At 59.0% G+C, this 14,215-nt stretch carries 12 protein-coding genes and 5 tRNA genes; 4 read left to right on the top strand and 13 right to left on the bottom strand.

The window, feature by feature from the left end; translation table 11 throughout:
• Positions 1-264: 264 nt before the first annotated feature.
• Positions 265-1,332, top strand: coding sequence for a fimbrial protein (locus DFR38_RS13765; RefSeq protein WP_082693336.1), 1,068 nt, complete (start codon positions 265-267; stop codon positions 1,330-1,332).
• A gap of 655 nt (positions 1,333-1,987) precedes the next feature.
• Here the strand turns inward: DFR38_RS13765 and DFR38_RS13770 are convergent.
• From DFR38_RS13770 to DFR38_RS13805, 8 genes are all read right to left on the bottom strand, one after another.
• A tRNA-Cys gene (locus tag DFR38_RS13770) sits at positions 1,988-2,061 on the bottom strand.
• Positions 2,062-2,103: 42 nt separating this feature from the next.
• Positions 2,104-2,179: transfer RNA gene (locus DFR38_RS13775), tRNA-Gly, on the bottom strand.
• 26 nt (positions 2,180-2,205) lie between these two features.
• Positions 2,206-2,281, bottom strand: a tRNA-Gly gene (locus tag DFR38_RS13780).
• Positions 2,282-2,307: 26 nt separating this feature from the next.
• A tRNA-Gly gene (locus DFR38_RS13785) sits at positions 2,308-2,383 on the bottom strand.
• Positions 2,384-2,411: 28 nt separating this feature from the next.
• Positions 2,412-2,487 (bottom strand) — tRNA-Gly (locus DFR38_RS13790).
• A gap of 89 nt (positions 2,488-2,576) precedes the next feature.
• Positions 2,577-3,158, bottom strand: coding sequence for a CDP-diacylglycerol--glycerol-3-phosphate 3-phosphatidyltransferase (pgsA, locus tag DFR38_RS13795; RefSeq protein ID WP_059285328.1), 582 nt, complete (start codon positions 3,156-3,158; stop codon positions 2,577-2,579).
• Positions 3,159-3,182: 24 nt separating this feature from the next.
• Positions 3,183-4,988, bottom strand: coding sequence for an excinuclease ABC subunit UvrC (gene uvrC / locus DFR38_RS13800; protein ID WP_110313542.1), 1,806 nt, complete (start codon positions 4,986-4,988; stop codon positions 3,183-3,185).
• Positions 4,988-5,566 (bottom strand): DUF4124 domain-containing protein, encoded by a 579-nt coding sequence (locus tag DFR38_RS13805; RefSeq protein ID WP_082693337.1) that lies wholly within the window; start codon positions 5,564-5,566, stop codon positions 4,988-4,990. The genes uvrC and DFR38_RS13805 overlap by 1 nt, the downstream gene beginning before the upstream one ends.
• On the opposite strand from DFR38_RS13805, the gene guaB reads away from it, so the two are divergent.
• Positions 5,556-7,019, top strand: a complete 1,464-nt coding sequence (gene guaB / locus DFR38_RS13810) for an IMP dehydrogenase (protein WP_059285330.1) — start codon at positions 5,556-5,558, stop codon at positions 7,017-7,019. The two genes, DFR38_RS13805 and guaB, sit on opposite strands and share 11 nt — an antisense overlap.
• Positions 7,020-7,100: 81 nt before the next feature.
• On the opposite strand, the gene DFR38_RS13815 is transcribed toward guaB, so the two are convergent.
• Complete coding sequence (locus tag DFR38_RS13815; RefSeq protein ID WP_059285331.1) at positions 7,101-7,586, bottom strand: AraC family transcriptional regulator; 486 nt, start codon at positions 7,584-7,586, stop codon at positions 7,101-7,103.
• 13 nt (positions 7,587-7,599) lie between these two features.
• Positions 7,600-8,472, bottom strand: a complete 873-nt coding sequence (locus tag DFR38_RS13820) for an AraC family transcriptional regulator (protein WP_059285332.1) — start codon at positions 8,470-8,472, stop codon at positions 7,600-7,602.
• A 177-nt stretch (positions 8,473-8,649) separates the two neighbouring features.
• Here DFR38_RS13820 and DFR38_RS13825 point away from each other — a divergent pair, with 177 nt between their 5' ends.
• Positions 8,650-9,543 carry an alpha/beta fold hydrolase gene (locus tag DFR38_RS13825; RefSeq protein ID WP_059285333.1) on the top strand — a complete coding sequence of 298 codons (894 nt, stop codon included), beginning with the start codon at positions 8,650-8,652 and terminating at the stop codon, positions 9,541-9,543.
• A 120-nt stretch (positions 9,544-9,663) separates the two neighbouring features.
• The gene (locus DFR38_RS13830) at positions 9,664-10,521 is read left to right on the top strand and encodes an HDOD domain-containing protein (protein WP_059285334.1); all 858 of its coding nucleotides are present in this window, start codon (positions 9,664-9,666) and stop codon (positions 10,519-10,521) included.
• A 71-nt stretch (positions 10,522-10,592) separates the two neighbouring features.
• Here the strand turns inward: DFR38_RS13830 and DFR38_RS13835 are convergent, their stop codons facing one another.
• From DFR38_RS13835 to ribD, 3 genes are all read right to left on the bottom strand, one after another.
• Positions 10,593-12,083, bottom strand: coding sequence for a carboxypeptidase M32 (locus DFR38_RS13835; protein WP_059285335.1), 1,491 nt, complete (start codon positions 12,081-12,083; stop codon positions 10,593-10,595).
• 85 nt (positions 12,084-12,168) lie between these two features.
• Positions 12,169-12,900, bottom strand: a complete 732-nt coding sequence (locus tag DFR38_RS13840; RefSeq protein ID WP_193394273.1) for a hypothetical protein — start codon at positions 12,898-12,900, stop codon at positions 12,169-12,171.
• A 169-nt stretch (positions 12,901-13,069) separates the two neighbouring features.
• A complete protein-coding gene (ribD, locus tag DFR38_RS13845) occupies positions 13,070-14,206 on the bottom strand; it encodes a bifunctional diaminohydroxyphosphoribosylaminopyrimidine deaminase/5-amino-6-(5-phosphoribosylamino)uracil reductase RibD (protein WP_110313553.1) in 1,137 nt (378 codons plus the stop codon).
• Positions 14,207-14,215: the final 9 nt, after the last annotated feature.

A 14,215-nucleotide genomic window follows, 5' to 3' on the forward strand; every position in this document is an offset into this window, starting at 1 on the left:
AGCAGCTGCATTGATATTCAAGTAAAACGTAATGGTGCAGCTTTTGCCTTTTAGCTGAAATACTTTTGAAAATCCACTTTTGTCAGTAGTAAGGAGCGGGATATTCCCTACCCCTATATGGAAAACCATACCTTCCATAGCAATTGGTGCTGACTGGATAAGTGCATTACGACATACACCATGCCTTGTCAAAAAATCTGGCGGATTGTGCAGTATTGAATACTAACTTTTGAATATCTGGCACGCATTAATGGGGAAATATTGATGAGAAACTTGTTGAAGCATATATCAAGCGCTGGCTTATTGATTTGTAGCAATCATGTTTTTGCAACCGTCAAATGTGTCTCGAGCTACACCGGCGATAGCAGTAATGTTACTGCACCAGTCGTCTCCCCGCCAATTAATGCAAGCATTCCAGGATTCAGCTGGAGCGGTGCTGCCAACTCTTTGACAGTAGGCACATCTTTTACAAGCTGGCAAACAGCCGATAATATTTATAGTGTTTTTACTTGCACCCAAGGGAAACTGGATGGTGCTCCTTACCCCGCCACTTATATCGCACCGGCCATCCCACCAATAAGTGGAATGTTTTACACTTTGAATGGCGTTACTTATAGCATTTTCCCAACCAAAGCTCCTGGCATTGGTTATATTGTGGGCGCTGCTGATCCAGCCAAAAGCTACACCCCGCTGGGATTCTCTCCCAACTTCATGCTAAATGGGCAAGGCTATGTAGGCATGGGATTAAAATACTTCATTCAATTCGTGATTACCGGATCACTGAAAACTGGTACTTATATCATTCCGGCGCAGACTGTGGCAAATATTCAGCTACGTGATGAAACCAACTCCGCAGCATATGCGTTTAATCTTAATCTTGCCAGTACCACTATCAGCATAAAAGCGTCAACATGCACAGCCAATACTGGAAATCTTAATATTACACTACCTTCTGTTAATTCCATAAACCTGGCCAGCATTGGCAGCTTATCATTACCCACGCCCTTTAGCCTTAGCCTTAGCTGCCCCAGCAGTCTGAATGTTTACATGACATTTACGGACAATAATAATCCGAGCAATACCAGCAACCTGCTGTCTTTAAAAAGTAGCTCTACTGCCAGCGGCATTGGAGTGCAAATAAAGAAGGCCGATGGCAGTCTGGTCAAATTTGGACCCGACTCCGCCAATAAAGGCACAACCAATCAATTTCTTTTGATGAATAATATGACGGGAAATCAGGTCTTTCCGTTTTCTGCCTACATTGTCAGAACAGGAAATATGATGCCTGGTTCATTAGCGGCAATCGCTACCTTTACCTTCTCTTATCAATAATTGGAAATACATCATCCCGGCTATAGCGGTTAACAAGATAGCCTCCTTCCTTGATGCATGCCCAAGCTATTCCGACAGCACAAAACCTGCGGGCTGAAGGCATCGCGGTGCTAGCAATGCTGTTGGCCACGCTCAAGATTCAAGCGAGCATTTATCACTTGCCGAGCCCGGAATGCACTGGTTCGCGCCAGATGTGAGGATTGGCCTGTCGCAGCGCGCAACAGTTAAGCCACTTGCCAAAACCGGCTAGCCAAGCCCCGCTTGGGTCAATAAGGGCTGCTGTGGCGCTTCCCCGGCTTGCCAGCCACGTAGACGCCAAGGCTGCTGATATCGCTGAGCTGGCCTGGGTTTACGGGAGCGCTGGCCTGGGGCGGCGGCTGTAGGACGACTGCGGGCCATCTGCGTGGCGGGCATCCAGGCAGGCCCGTCAGGAAAGGGCACTGGCGATGATGTTGGTCCGAAAGGCTTGGCATCCACGATGCCAGACGGGCTTGATCTGCCACGCCAGGTTTTGCCAGCGAAACCGCACTTAGCAGGCAAGCCAGGCAATGAGGGCAAGAGTGGTGATGCACTGATGTCGCGCAATTGGAAAGGGGAAATAGCAAACGCCCAGACTGTGCTGGGCGTTTACGACCTTGCGTGGCAAGGTTTGATTTGGAGGCGCGGGCCGGAGTCGAACCGACCTACACGGATTTGCAATCCGGTGCATAACCGCTTTGCTACCGCGCCGTAGCTTGTGTTCAATCAGCGCTGAGTCTGACTGATAAATTGTGGAGCGGGAAACGAGGCTCGAACTCGCGACCTCAACCTTGGCAAGGTTGCGCTCTACCAACTGAGCTATTCCCGCGTCGCATGGTACTGCTTGAACTGTGATGGAGCGGGAAACGAGGCTCGAACTCGCGACCTCAACCTTGGCAAGGTTGCGCTCTACCAACTGAGCTATTCCCGCGTCGCATGGTACTGCTTGAACTGTAGTGGAGCGGGAAACGAGGCTCGAACTCGCGACCTCAACCTTGGCAAGGTTGCGCTCTACCAACTGAGCTATTCCCGCGTCGCATTTACAGCAGCAAAAGTGATGCTGGAGCGGGAAACGAGGCTCGAACTCGCGACCTCAACCTTGGCAAGGTTGCGCTCTACCAACTGAGCTATTCCCGCATTCACACTACTTTTGCTTCTCTTGTCTGCCACCGAAGTGGCGTCGAGAGAGTGCGAATTATAAGGGTTTCTCGGACCCTGTCAACACTTCACACATCAATTTTTTTACCGGAAAACTCGCGTGCCGCCATGCGCAGATAATAAACCATTGACCACAAAGTCAAAATTACCGCGATCACCATGAAAATATTTCCAAGCAGCAGGCTGTTTATTCCCGGAAACAAGGGGCCGGCGTATAGCAGCAGCAGAATGGCCAGCATCTGCGCCGCGGTTTTCAGCTTGCCGATATAGGCCACCGCCACGCTGCCGCGGCTGCCCATCCCTGCCATCCACTCCCGCAAGGCGGAGATGGTGATTTCACGGCCGATGATGATCATGGCCATCCAGCCGGGGGTGCGGCCCATTTCGACCAGCAGTATCAGCGCAGCGGCAACGATGAGCTTGTCGGCTACCGGGTCCAGAAAAGCACCAAAGGCGGAGGTCTGGCCGAGCTTGCGCGCCAGAAAGCCGTCCAGCCAGTCGGTCCAGGCTGCCAGGAAAAAGATCATGGCCCCTACATTATTGCGGTCACTGGCATGCAGCACGCTATCCGGCAGGAAAAACACGGCAACGCAGAGCGGTATCAGGGCGACTCTGAGCCAGGTAAGGAAGATCGGCAAATTGAAGGGCATCTGGATTATCTGGTTATGTTTTGTTCAATGCAGCGCGTGGTAAATCTTTTCCGCCAGCGTCCGGCTGATGCCATCCACCTGCGCCAGCTCGTCGACACTGGCCGCCACCACACCCCGCAGGCCGCCGAAGCGCAGCAGCAGTTGCTGGCGGCGCTTGGCACCAATACCTGGAATGTCTTCCAGTGTGGAGGCGGTCCTGGCCTTGGCACGACGGGCACGATGGCCAGTGATGGCAAAGCGGTGTGCTTCATCGCGGATGGTCTGGATCAGATGCAAGGCGGGATGATCACTGCGCAATTGTAGCGTCTTTTGCTGGTAAGGGAGGATGAGCGTTTCCAGACCGGGTTTGCGTTCTTCCCCTTTGGCCACACCGATGATGGGCAGGGTCAGGCCCAGTTCGGCAAAAACCTCCAGCGCCACCCCGACCTGTCCCTTGCCGCCATCGATGAGCACGGCGTCCGGCAGTTGGCCCTCGCCTGCCGCCAGCTTGCCGTAGCGCCGGGAAAGCACTTCGCGCATGGCGGCATAGTCGTCGCCGGCCTTGGCGGTTTCGATATTGAAACGGCGATACTGGCTGGGCTGCATGCTTTCCTTGTCATACACCACGCAGGAAGCCACCGTGGCTTCGCCCATGGTGTGGCTGATGTCGAAGCACTCCAGCCGCTCCACCCCTTCCAGCCCAAGCGCCTCATTAAGCTGTGCCACACGATGCCGCTGGGTAGCCTTGCTGCTATGGCGCTGTTGAATGGCCAGCATGGCATTTTTTTCGGCCATTTCCAGCCATACACGGCGTTCGCTGATGGGGTTGCTGACCAGGTGGACTTTGCGTTCGGATTGTTCTTCCAGCGTTTGTCGCAGCGCAGCGGACACCTCGCCATTGAAGATGATGACCGGCGGCATGGGGGCGCCCAGATAGTGCTGGGCGAGGAAGGCATCCAGATTGGCTGTGGCATCGGCCTCTTGTGCACCTTGCGGGAAGAAGCTTTTGTCCCCCAGATGCCGGCCACCGCGAATCATCACCAGATTGATGCACACCAGCCCACCCTCTGCGGCAACGGCGACCACATCGCAATCGAGCTGGCTGGCGTTGCTGGAGACAAACTGTTTTTCCTGTACCCGGCTCAATGCCTGTATCTGGTCGCGCAGCTCTGCCGCCTGTTCGAACTCCAGCTGTGCGGCAGCCTGTTCCATGCGGGCGGTCAGCGTGTCGATCAGTTCGCTTTGCCGGCCTTGCAGAAAGGCCACCGCACTTTGCACATCGCTGTGGTAATCCGCGGCCGAGATATGTTCGACACAGGGGCCGGAGCAGCGCTTGATCTGGTAGAGCAGGCAGGGGCGCGAGCGGTTGGCGAACACCGCATCTTCACAAGTGCGCAAGCGGAAGACTTTTTGCAGGATCTGGATGCTTTCGCGTACCGCATAGCTATTGGGATAGGGGCCAAAAAACTGATGCGGCTTTTTCGGCTCCCCCCGGTAATAGGCCATTTGCGGGTATTCATGGCCGGTCAGCATCAGGTAGGGGTAGGACTTGTCATCGCGAAACAGGATGTTGTACTTGGGTGCCAGCGCCTTGATCAGATTGTTTTCCAGAATCAGCGCCTCCGCTTCCGAGCGGGTGACGGTGGTTTCGATGCTGGCAATCTGTCGCACCATCAGCTGGATGCGCGGTGACAGATCACTTTTCTGGAAGTAGGAGCTGACCCGTTTTTTGAGGTCGATGGCCTTGCCTACATAAAGCACATTGCCCGACGTATCGAACATGCGATAGACGCCGGGCAAATTCGGAAGGCTGGCCAGTACCGATTGGTAATCGAATACGCTGGAAGGCACTACTTGTTACACCAGTTGGCTACATTTTGCTGCGCTTCTTGCAGTAAATCATTGCGCTGGCTGTCGGTAGCCAGGGCATTGCTACCCGGCATCCTGACCCGACCGCCCTGCTGCAGCGCAGCCAGGTTGTTGCGGGCATTCTTGCAGTTTTCCTGCGCTGTTTTTTTGTTCTGTTCTTTTATTTTGGCGTTTTCTGCATCGATCTCGGCGTTTTTCTTTTCGATCTCGCTCAGCGCTGTCGTCTTGGGGGCTTTGGCTGGCGCCGAGGCCGCGGCAGAGGCCCGTACATTCAGCGGCTTGGCCCTGGCTCCCGGCGGCGGCTGGTCGGAAAACACGGTTTTGCCGTTGGCATCGATGTACTGGTACACCTCGGCCATGGCCGGGGCCGACAGCGAAAATGCAACAAGCACACTCAGAATCGCACGGGTTTTCATTCTTTGGTGTCCTAAGCTGAAACACGCTGATTGTACGGTGTCGGCACGCTGATCGCAAAAACAAGCGACAGCATTTTTTGCAACACTTCTATAGTCTCGGTATAATGCCGCTTTGCCGCAAAGGAAACGCCAGATGCGTATCATCGAGAAAGCCTATACTTTCGACGACGTTCTCCTCGTCCCGGCCCATTCTGAAGTCCTGCCGCGCGACGTAGTCCTCTCTACCAAACTCACCCGCAATATCACGCTGAACCTGCCGCTGGTTTCTGCTGCCATGGATACGGTTACCGAATCCGGGCTGGCCATCGCCATGGCTCAGGAAGGTGGTATTGGCATCATTCACAAGAATATGTCGGCCGACAAACAGGCTGCGGAAGTGTCCAAGGTAAAACGCCACGAAAGCGGCGTGGTCAAAGACCCGATCACCATCGCACCCGACATGCTGGTGCGCGATCTGGTGCTGCTGACCCGCCAACACAAGATTTCCGGCCTGCCGGTGATCGAAAACGGCAAGGTGGTGGGTATCGTCACCAACCGTGACCTGCGTTTCGAAACCCGTCTGGAACAGACTGTCGGTTCGATCATGACGCCGCGTGAGCGCCTGATCACCGTCAAGGAAGGTGCCAGCATCGACGAAGCCCGCGAGCTGATGCACACCCACCGCCTGGAGCGTGTGCTGGTCATCAACGACCAGTGGGAGCTGAAGGGTCTGATTACCGTCAAGGACATCATCAAGACCAGCGAACACCCGAGTGCCAACAAGGACAATCAGGGCCGTCTGCGTGTGGGTGCTGCCGTAGGTACTGGTGGTGATACCGAACAGCGCGTGGCCGCGCTGGTGGCTGCCGGCGTGGATGTGATCGTGGTGGATACCGCCCACGGCCACAGCCAGGGCGTGATCGACCGCGTGCGCTGGGTCAAGCAGACCTACCCGCAGGTGGACGTGATTGGCGGCAATATCGCGACCGCTGCTGCGGCGCGCGCGCTGGTGGAAGCTGGTGCCGATGGCGTGAAAGTGGGCATTGGCCCCGGCTCCATCTGCACCACCCGTATCGTGGCCGGTGTGGGCGTTCCGCAACTGACTGCCATCCATAATGTTTCCGAAGAACTGAAAGGCACGGGCGTGCCGATGATCGCCGACGGCGGCATCCGTTTCTCCGGTGACATTTCCAAGGCACTGGCGGCCGGTGGCAACTGCGTGATGCTGGGCGGCATGTTTGCCGGCACCGAAGAAGCGCCGGGCGAAGTCGAGCTGTATCAGGGCCGTTCCTACAAGTCCTACCGTGGCATGGGCTCCTTGGGTGCCATGAGCCAGGGTTCGGCTGACCGTTACTTCCAGGACAGCTCCAACGCTGCCGACAAGTTCGTGCCGGAAGGTATTGAAGGTCGCGTTCCGTACAAGGGCCCGATTGCCGCCGTGATCCATCAGCTGATGGGCGGTCTGCGCTCCTCCATGGGTTACCTCGGCTGCGCCAACATCGATGAAATGCATGAAAAAGCCGGCTTCGTGGAAATCACTTCCGCCGGCATGCAGGAATCGCATGTGCATGACGTACAAATCACCAAGGAAGCGCCGAACTATCACGTTTCGCGTTAATCCCTGGTCAAGGCAGGTCCTTAGACCGCCTGAGAATCAAAAGCCCGCATCACATGATGCGGGCTTTTTTGTGTCTGCACCTCAGGCCAAGGGCAATAGCAAACGGGTGCGCCATGCTTCCGGAGCCACAGCATGCGGCCCGCTCAAGGCTTCATCCAGCAAGGGGCGCTGGCCAAACTGCTCGCCGCTGGCGGGCAGCCATTCTTGTATTAACCAGTTCCATGCCTCGGCCAGGCCGGTATACGGCCCCTGATGCACAATGCATGCATAACGCCCGGCCGCCAGTTCGCCATAAGAAAAACCCATGGCTGCAACTTCGCTCGCCGACACGCGCAAAGCCGGCGGCGGTGTCAGGCAGGCGGCTGCGCGCAATGCCTGCGGTGCCACCGTGGCCGGGTCATCCAGATACTGACCAAATGCCCGCAGGGTATGCGCTCCGTCTGCATGCTGCTGCACTAGCGCCCGCAAGTCGGCAAACGCCGTGGCAATGCCCGAGTACGGGCCCAGATGGGGCTTCATCAGCACCGGTAGCGGCTGTGCCAAGTGGATGATTTCAGGCTGATACATGGAGAACTCCTGTTTAGTCGCGCAAGGCCAGCAGCAAACGACTGCGCAGCTGGGTGGGCGGCGTATGGTAAGGGGCATTCAGATACTGCTCGAGGCAGGGCTGGTCGGCCGGTTCTTCGCCGCTTTGCGGCAACCAGTGGCGGTATAGCTGATCCCATGCCGTTTTCAGCTCGGCATAAGGACCCACATGCTCCAGGCAAGCATAACGACCGGCCGGGATTTCACCACGCACAAAACCCTGCGCCGTCAGCGCGGCGTCACTCAGGCTGAATCCGCCTGGCAGGCTGACACTGGCGATGGCGCGCAAATCGGCCGCGGCCACCTGGTCCGGATCATCCAGATACTGGCCGAATACCTGCACCGGCTCACCGTCAGCCGGCCTTGGCCCCAGCAAGGCATGCAGGGCATCGAAAGCCTGCCCTATGCCCATATAGGGTCCGTGATGATGCCGCTGCACGACCGGCAAGGCGGGTAACAAGATGATGCTGACGCTGTGCATGACACGCTCCTGTAAAGTGGCGGACATGAGCAAACGGCGCTGGCGATAGCGCCCGGGTGGCTCGCCGTAGTGCTTGCCAAAAGCCCGTACAAAAGCGGCACTGCTGCGGTAACCGGCACGGGCTGCAATGCTGGGCAGTGCGCGCCGGCCGGCAGCCAGTTCACCGGCGGCCCGGTGCAACAGCATGCGCTGCCGGCTCTGGTTCAGCGTCTCGCCCATCAGCGCATGGAACAAGCGATGAAAGTGATAGGGCGAAAAGCAGGCCTCCTCGGCCAGCCGCTCCAGCGTGACCGGCTGATCCAGATGCCGCCACAGATAATCCAGCGCACGCAGCAGGCGTTGCGAATACAGGGTGCCGGGGCCGTGCTGACGATAGGGTTTGCTCATGACGGACAGTCTAGATGAGAGGCGTTGATCGATTTTGCGATTCTAGCCTGCCCCGTTCTTGCGCTGCACATTCCGGCGCGATACGACCGCGCATCGCCCTCCCCCACCGTGCATGGTGAGCCTGCCCGGATTTTTCCGTACACTAAGCCTCTGTCCAATCCAGACGACCCATGCGCCATGCCTCTTGTTCAGCCCAGCCACAGCGAATTCATCTCCCTGAACCAGCACCGTTACCACCTGCGCCACTGGGGTGATCCCGCGGCCCCCTTGCTGGTCATGCTGCATGGCTGGATGGATAGCTCGGCCACTTTCCAGTTTCTGGTCGATACCCTGCCCGGCGAGTGGCATGTGGTGGCGCCGGACTGGCGCGGCTTTGGCGACAGCGACTGGAACCGCGACAGCTATTATTTTCCCGACTACCTGGCCGATCTGGATGCCCTGCTGAGCCACTTGTCGCCTCAACAGCCGGTACGGCTGCTGGGACACAGCATGGGGGCGATGATTGCCGGCATCTATGCCGGCGTGCGCCCTGAACGCATCGCCTGCCTGTCGCTGGTGGAAGGCTTTGGCCTGAATGCCACCCGCCCGGCCGAAGCACCCGGCCGCTATGCCCGCTGGCTGCGCGAGCGGCGCGATGCCCCCAGCTTCAATGCGCTGGGACGGCTGGAAGACGTTGCCAACAAGCTGATCGAACGCAATCCGCGCCTGATTGCGCCGCGGGCACGCTGGCTGGCCAGCATGCTGACCCGGCAGCGGGAAGACGGCCAGCTGGTTTACCGTGCCGATCCGCGCCACAAGATGGTCAACCCGGTGCTGTACCGGCTGGAGGAAGCCAAATGCTGCTGGCAGCGCATCACTGCGCCGGTGCAATGGGTCATGGGCGGCGATATGTGGGACCACCCCATGGCCAAGGGCGTCATGGACAGCCTGCCGGAGCGACGTGCCTGCTTTGCGCGGCTGCAGGAAAACGTGATAGCCGGCGCAGGCCATATGATCCAATGGGAACAGCCGGAGGCGCTGGCACAGGTGATTCAGCCATTCCTGATTCAAGCTGAAATCAGGTCTGCTTGAAAACTCGCCCCTGGCAAGCTTGAGCACGGTCAAAATTTGTCGGATGGCCTATAAGATGGCCTATCGATTCGCGGGAAGGCTGATAAAATAAATGGAAATCATCTCCTCATAGCCTCCAGCATGACGCCACTGATCAGTACCGACGAGCGTGACGAGCTCCTGAAAAATTTGGTTATCCCCCCGCGTCCGGATGTGCTGGACAAGTTGCTGGGATTGCGCAACGACCCGGATGTCACGCTGCAAAAGCTCGGCGACATCATCAGCGAAGACCTGGCGCTGTGTGTCGCCATGCTCAAGGCGGCCAACACGCCGATTCTTGGCCGCGGTCGCCACATCACCTCCATCCATCAGGCCATCAGCCTGCTGGGGGTCAAAAACGTGGTCAGCCTGGTCAGCGGCCTGGTCTTGCGTACCCGGCTGACCGCCGAAACCCCGCCTGCGCTGGAGCAATTCTGGGATAACGCCCTGCAGATTGCCGCGATCAGCGCCGCGCTGTGTGACAAGATCGTGCATGTCCCGGATGACTGCCAGAGCTTTGCGCTGTTTCACAGCTGCGGCATTGCCATCATGCTGATGCGCTTCCCCACTTACTACCGCACCCTGCGCCTGACCGAAATGGCCAGTGATGACCGGATCGGCCTGGTTGAACAGGAACTGCATGGCACCCGCCATGATGTGGTGGGCTATCTGGTGGCCCGTACCTGGAACATGCCGGAAAGCTTTGCCAAAGCAATCCTGATGCAGAACGACGACACGGTCATGCTCACCGGGCCTGATGCACCGCTGGATCATGATGGCCGCATGATGGTGGCGGTCACCCGCGCAGCGCGCCATGTCTGGCGCACGCTGACACCGGGCAAGGAAGATGCCGGCTGGGAGGCACGCAAGGATGAGGTGCTGAACTACCTGGGCATGTCGGACGTAGAGTTTGAAGACTGGGTCGATGCCATGCATCAGGAGCTGGCTGTCGCCGGCTGACTGCCTCTATCCGGCCATAAAAAAACCGCGCGCCATTCCGGCCGCGGTTTTTTCTTGTCAGCCGCCTGCGGCTATCCCAGGTAGCGTGCCTGCAAATGCGCGTGGAAGTAAGCCGGATTCAGACTTTCCCCGGTGGCGCGCTCTACCAGTGTGTTCGTGTCATGCAAGCTGGCCTGGCTCCAGATATGCTGTTGCAGCCAGTCGAACACCACGGCCAGATCACCGGCGGCAATGCGCTGCTCCAGATCCGGCGTATCGCGCCGTATCGCCGCGAAATACTGCGCCGCATACATCGCCCCCAGCGTATAGCTGGGGAAATAACCAAAGCTGCCATCGGTCCAGTGGATATCCTGCAAACAACCCTGACGGTAATTACCACGGGTATCCACTCCCAGATAAGCCTGCATTTTCTCATCCCACAGGGCTGGAATATCCTCGGCCTCGATCTCGCCCTCCATCAGGGCTTTTTCGATTTCATAACGCAGGATGACGTGTGCCGGGTAGCACAACTCGTCGGCATCGACGCGGATAAAGCCCGGATGGACACGGCTGTACAGCCTGGCGAGGTTTTCTGCTGACAAAGCCGGCTGCGCGCCCAGGTATTGAGCAAGCAGCGGCGCAATCAGGCTGAGGAAGGCCGGGCTGCGCCCCAGCTGCATCTCGAAGGACAGGCTCTGGCTTTCATGAATGCCCATGGAGCGGGCACGCCCTACCGGCAAATGCAGCATGTCACGCGGCAAGCCCTGTTCGTAGCGGGCATGGCCGGTTTCATGAATGATGCCCATCAGGCTTTGCATGAAATCGTCTTCGCGGTAGCGGGTGGTGATGCGCACATCTTCCGCCACGCCGCCGCAGAAGGGATGAACGCTGACATCCAGCCGGCCCGCGTCAAAATCGAAACCGAGCAGCTGCATCACGGCCAGCCCCAGCTGACGCTGCTGTTCTACCGGAAAACTGCCCTGCGGCAAGAGCAGGGTTTCACTGCCCTGCTTGGCCATGACTTGCGCGATCAGTCCCGGCAGCCACTGCTTTACCTCGCCGAAAATGCGGTCGATGTCGGCACTCTGCATGCCCGGCTCGTATTTGTTCATCAAGGCATCGTAGGGGCTGCAGCCTTGCGCCTCGGCCAGCAGCCGCGCCTCCTGGCGTGACAGGGCCACCACTTCGCGGAAATTCTGCAGAAATCCCGCCCAGTCATTGGCCGTGCGCTGGCTGCGCCAGGCATGTTCGCAACGCGCACCGGCCAGGGCCTGTGCCTCCACCAGCGAGGCGGGCAGCAGATTGGCACGCTGCCATTCCCGGCGCATTTCCCGCAGGCTGGCGCGCTCTTGCTGGCTGAGATCTTCCTGTTCCGCCTGCTGCAACAGCGCGGCCAGCGCCGGATCGGTCAGGGTGGCGTGCATCAGCACATCCAGCTCGGCCTGCGCCGCAGCCCGCGCATCATTGCCCTTCGGTGGCATCATGGTGGCCTGATCCCAGCTGACCATGGCGGAGAGGTGTTCGTAGCGATAGAGCCGGGTAAAGCTGGCGACAAGGGACGGGTAGGCCGTGGGCTGGGACATGCGTGCTCCTGCAAGGTATGAGTGGGAGCATGATGCCACGCCGCCGCCCGGCAAAGCCAGCCACAGGCAGCAAAAGCAGCCTGACTCAGCGCTGGCGCGTGGTGCTGCCCGGCTGGAGCAGGCTGATGGGCTGAGCGGCTTCCTCGGCCAGATGAATGCGCTCGTGCGCCGGCGGGAAGGACAGCCAATAGTAGAAGTACTCGCGAGCCAGCTGCACGAAGGCTTTCTTGTTGCGGCTATCATTCAGGTGCAACAGCATGGCATCCACCACCATGCGGAAGCTGTCTGGCCGGTAGGGTTGGCCGGACAACAGGAACAACATGCCCTTGAGCAGCATTTCGCGCTCATGGATGTCGGCCTCGGCCATGCCATCCTCGAACAGCTTGCCCAGATAGATTTCCAGCGAAGGCGGAAAGGCATCGAAGCCCTGACGCCGCATGCGCTCCAGCAGCGAGGCCAGCGAGTCGGCCATTTCCAGCCGCACATTGCGTGTGGTAAAGCCGGAGCGGGCGGTAATTTCCACCAGCTTTTTCACATCGCCCAGCCAGAAGTAATAGAACTCGCGCGCGCAGGTCAAGGCGGTGACCCGGTCCTGCACCGCACAGCTGCCGACAAAGCGCTCCACCACACGGCGGAAGGAATGGGCATCGCGCGATACCCCGTCCAGCAATGGCAGCAATTTATCCAGCAATTGCCGCCGCTCATCCAATACCTGCTCGGCGGCTCCCTGGCGCAAGATAAGGCGCAGATAGGCATCCAGCGCCTGCTGCAGGCCAGCGGAATCCATGGCGGGAAGTGATGAGGCTGAGTCAGTCATTGTGGTCTACTCATGCTAGCGGCCGGGCCGGTACTGGCTGCCATGCCAGTCTTGTTGGTCAGCGCAGCGCGGCCAGGACAGCGGCGGTGCAATGAACACGCTGCTTCATTGTGGAACACGCCAGCCGGTTCGGCCAGCCTGATCGCGATGGCAGCCATCACCGCGCGCTTCACAGCGGCGCAGCAAAAGTCATGTTGATGCGGATATCCGCTCCCACCATGCGCACATCCTGAATCCTGACCTGCTGTTTGTCAGCCAGATCCTCCAGCGCCGGCCAGGCAAACAGGCCCTGTGCCGTGCTGCCCACCAGCGCGGGGGCCAGATACAGAATGGCCTCATCGACCAGCCCGGCCCTGACCAGTGCGCCGTTCAAGCCGGCACCGGCTTCTATCATCAATTCATTGATGCCACGTTCGGCCAGATGCCGCATCAGCATGGGCAGATTGGCATGGCCGGCATCTTCCGGCAGCACCATCAATTCGGCCCCACGTTGCAGGTAGGGCTGATGGCGGGCCAGGTCGGTACTGCTGGTCACCAGCAGGGTATTACCGCCATGGAAGATGCGGCGATCCGGCGGCGTGACCAGCCGGCTGTCCAGCACCACGCGCAAGGGCTGCTGCGGCAGGATGAAATCGCGCACCGTCAGCTGCGGATTATCCACCAGCACGGTGCCGCTGCCGGTGAGGATGGCACAGTGGCGGGCGCGCAGTTTTTGCACGTCATGGCGCGCCGCCGGCCCGGTAATCCATTGGCTCTTGCCATTCAGCAAAGCGGTCTTGCCATCCAGCGAGGCGGCGGCCTTGAGCGTCACCCATGGACGTTGCCGCTCCACCCGCGACAGAAAACCGCGGTGCACCCGGCGCGCCTCGCTTTCCAGCAGACCGGCAGAGGCGTCGATGCCCGCTGCCCGCAGCATGGCCAGCCCGCGGCCGGACACTTCATGGTAAGGATCGACCATGGCCGCCACCACGCGTGCCAGCCCTTCCTGTACCAGTCGCTCGGCACAGGGCGGGGTGCGGCCGTGATGACTGCATGGTTCCAGCGTGACATAGGCTGTGGCGCCGCGTGGCGTGTCACCGCGCGCCAGACAGTCCTTGATCGCCTGGATTTCGGCATGATCCCCGCCCACCTGCAAGGTGGCCCCTTCGCCGATGACCTGGCCATCGCGCACCAGCACACAACCTACTCCGGGATTGGGGGCGGCACGGCGGGTGGCGGCTTCGGCCAGGCGCAGCGCCTGTTGCATGAATATATGGTCTTGCGGGGAATACGACGACATCAACAAGCCTTCCAGCGAATGAGACATGGCTGCGCA

This window comes from Aquitalea magnusonii, from assembly GCF_003202035.1.
In the GTDB taxonomy this organism is placed as follows: Bacteria; Pseudomonadota; Gammaproteobacteria; order Burkholderiales; family Chromobacteriaceae; genus Aquitalea; species Aquitalea magnusonii.

What these genes read in the sequence shown, in the direction of transcription:
- DFR38_RS13840 (WP_193394273.1), bottom strand. Translation starts at nt 12,900, where the DNA reads ATGACTGACTCAGCCTCATCACTTCCCGCCATGGATTCCGCTGGCCTG.
- DFR38_RS13835 (WP_059285335.1), bottom strand. Translation starts at nt 12,083, where the DNA reads ATGTCCCAGCCCACGGCCTACCCGTCCCTTGTCGCCAGCTTTACCCGG.
- ribD (WP_110313553.1), bottom strand. Translation starts at nt 14,206, where the DNA reads ATGTCTCATTCGCTGGAAGGCTTGTTGATGTCGTCGTATTCCCCGCAA.
- pgsA (WP_059285328.1), bottom strand. Translation starts at nt 3,158, where the DNA reads ATGCCCTTCAATTTGCCGATCTTCCTTACCTGGCTCAGAGTCGCCCTG.
- DFR38_RS13765 (WP_082693336.1), top strand. Translation starts at nt 265, where the DNA reads ATGAGAAACTTGTTGAAGCATATATCAAGCGCTGGCTTATTGATTTGT.
- DFR38_RS13805 (WP_082693337.1), bottom strand. Translation starts at nt 5,566, where the DNA reads ATGATACGCATCTGGCGTTTCCTTTGCGGCAAAGCGGCATTATACCGA.
- DFR38_RS13815 (WP_059285331.1), bottom strand. Translation starts at nt 7,586, where the DNA reads ATGTATCAGCCTGAAATCATCCACTTGGCACAGCCGCTACCGGTGCTG.
- DFR38_RS13825 (WP_059285333.1), top strand. Translation starts at nt 8,650, where the DNA reads ATGCCTCTTGTTCAGCCCAGCCACAGCGAATTCATCTCCCTGAACCAG.
- DFR38_RS13830 (WP_059285334.1), top strand. Translation starts at nt 9,664, where the DNA reads ATGACGCCACTGATCAGTACCGACGAGCGTGACGAGCTCCTGAAAAAT.
- DFR38_RS13820 (WP_059285332.1), bottom strand. Translation starts at nt 8,472, where the DNA reads ATGAGCAAACCCTATCGTCAGCACGGCCCCGGCACCCTGTATTCGCAA.
- guaB (WP_059285330.1), top strand. Translation starts at nt 5,556, where the DNA reads ATGCGTATCATCGAGAAAGCCTATACTTTCGACGACGTTCTCCTCGTC.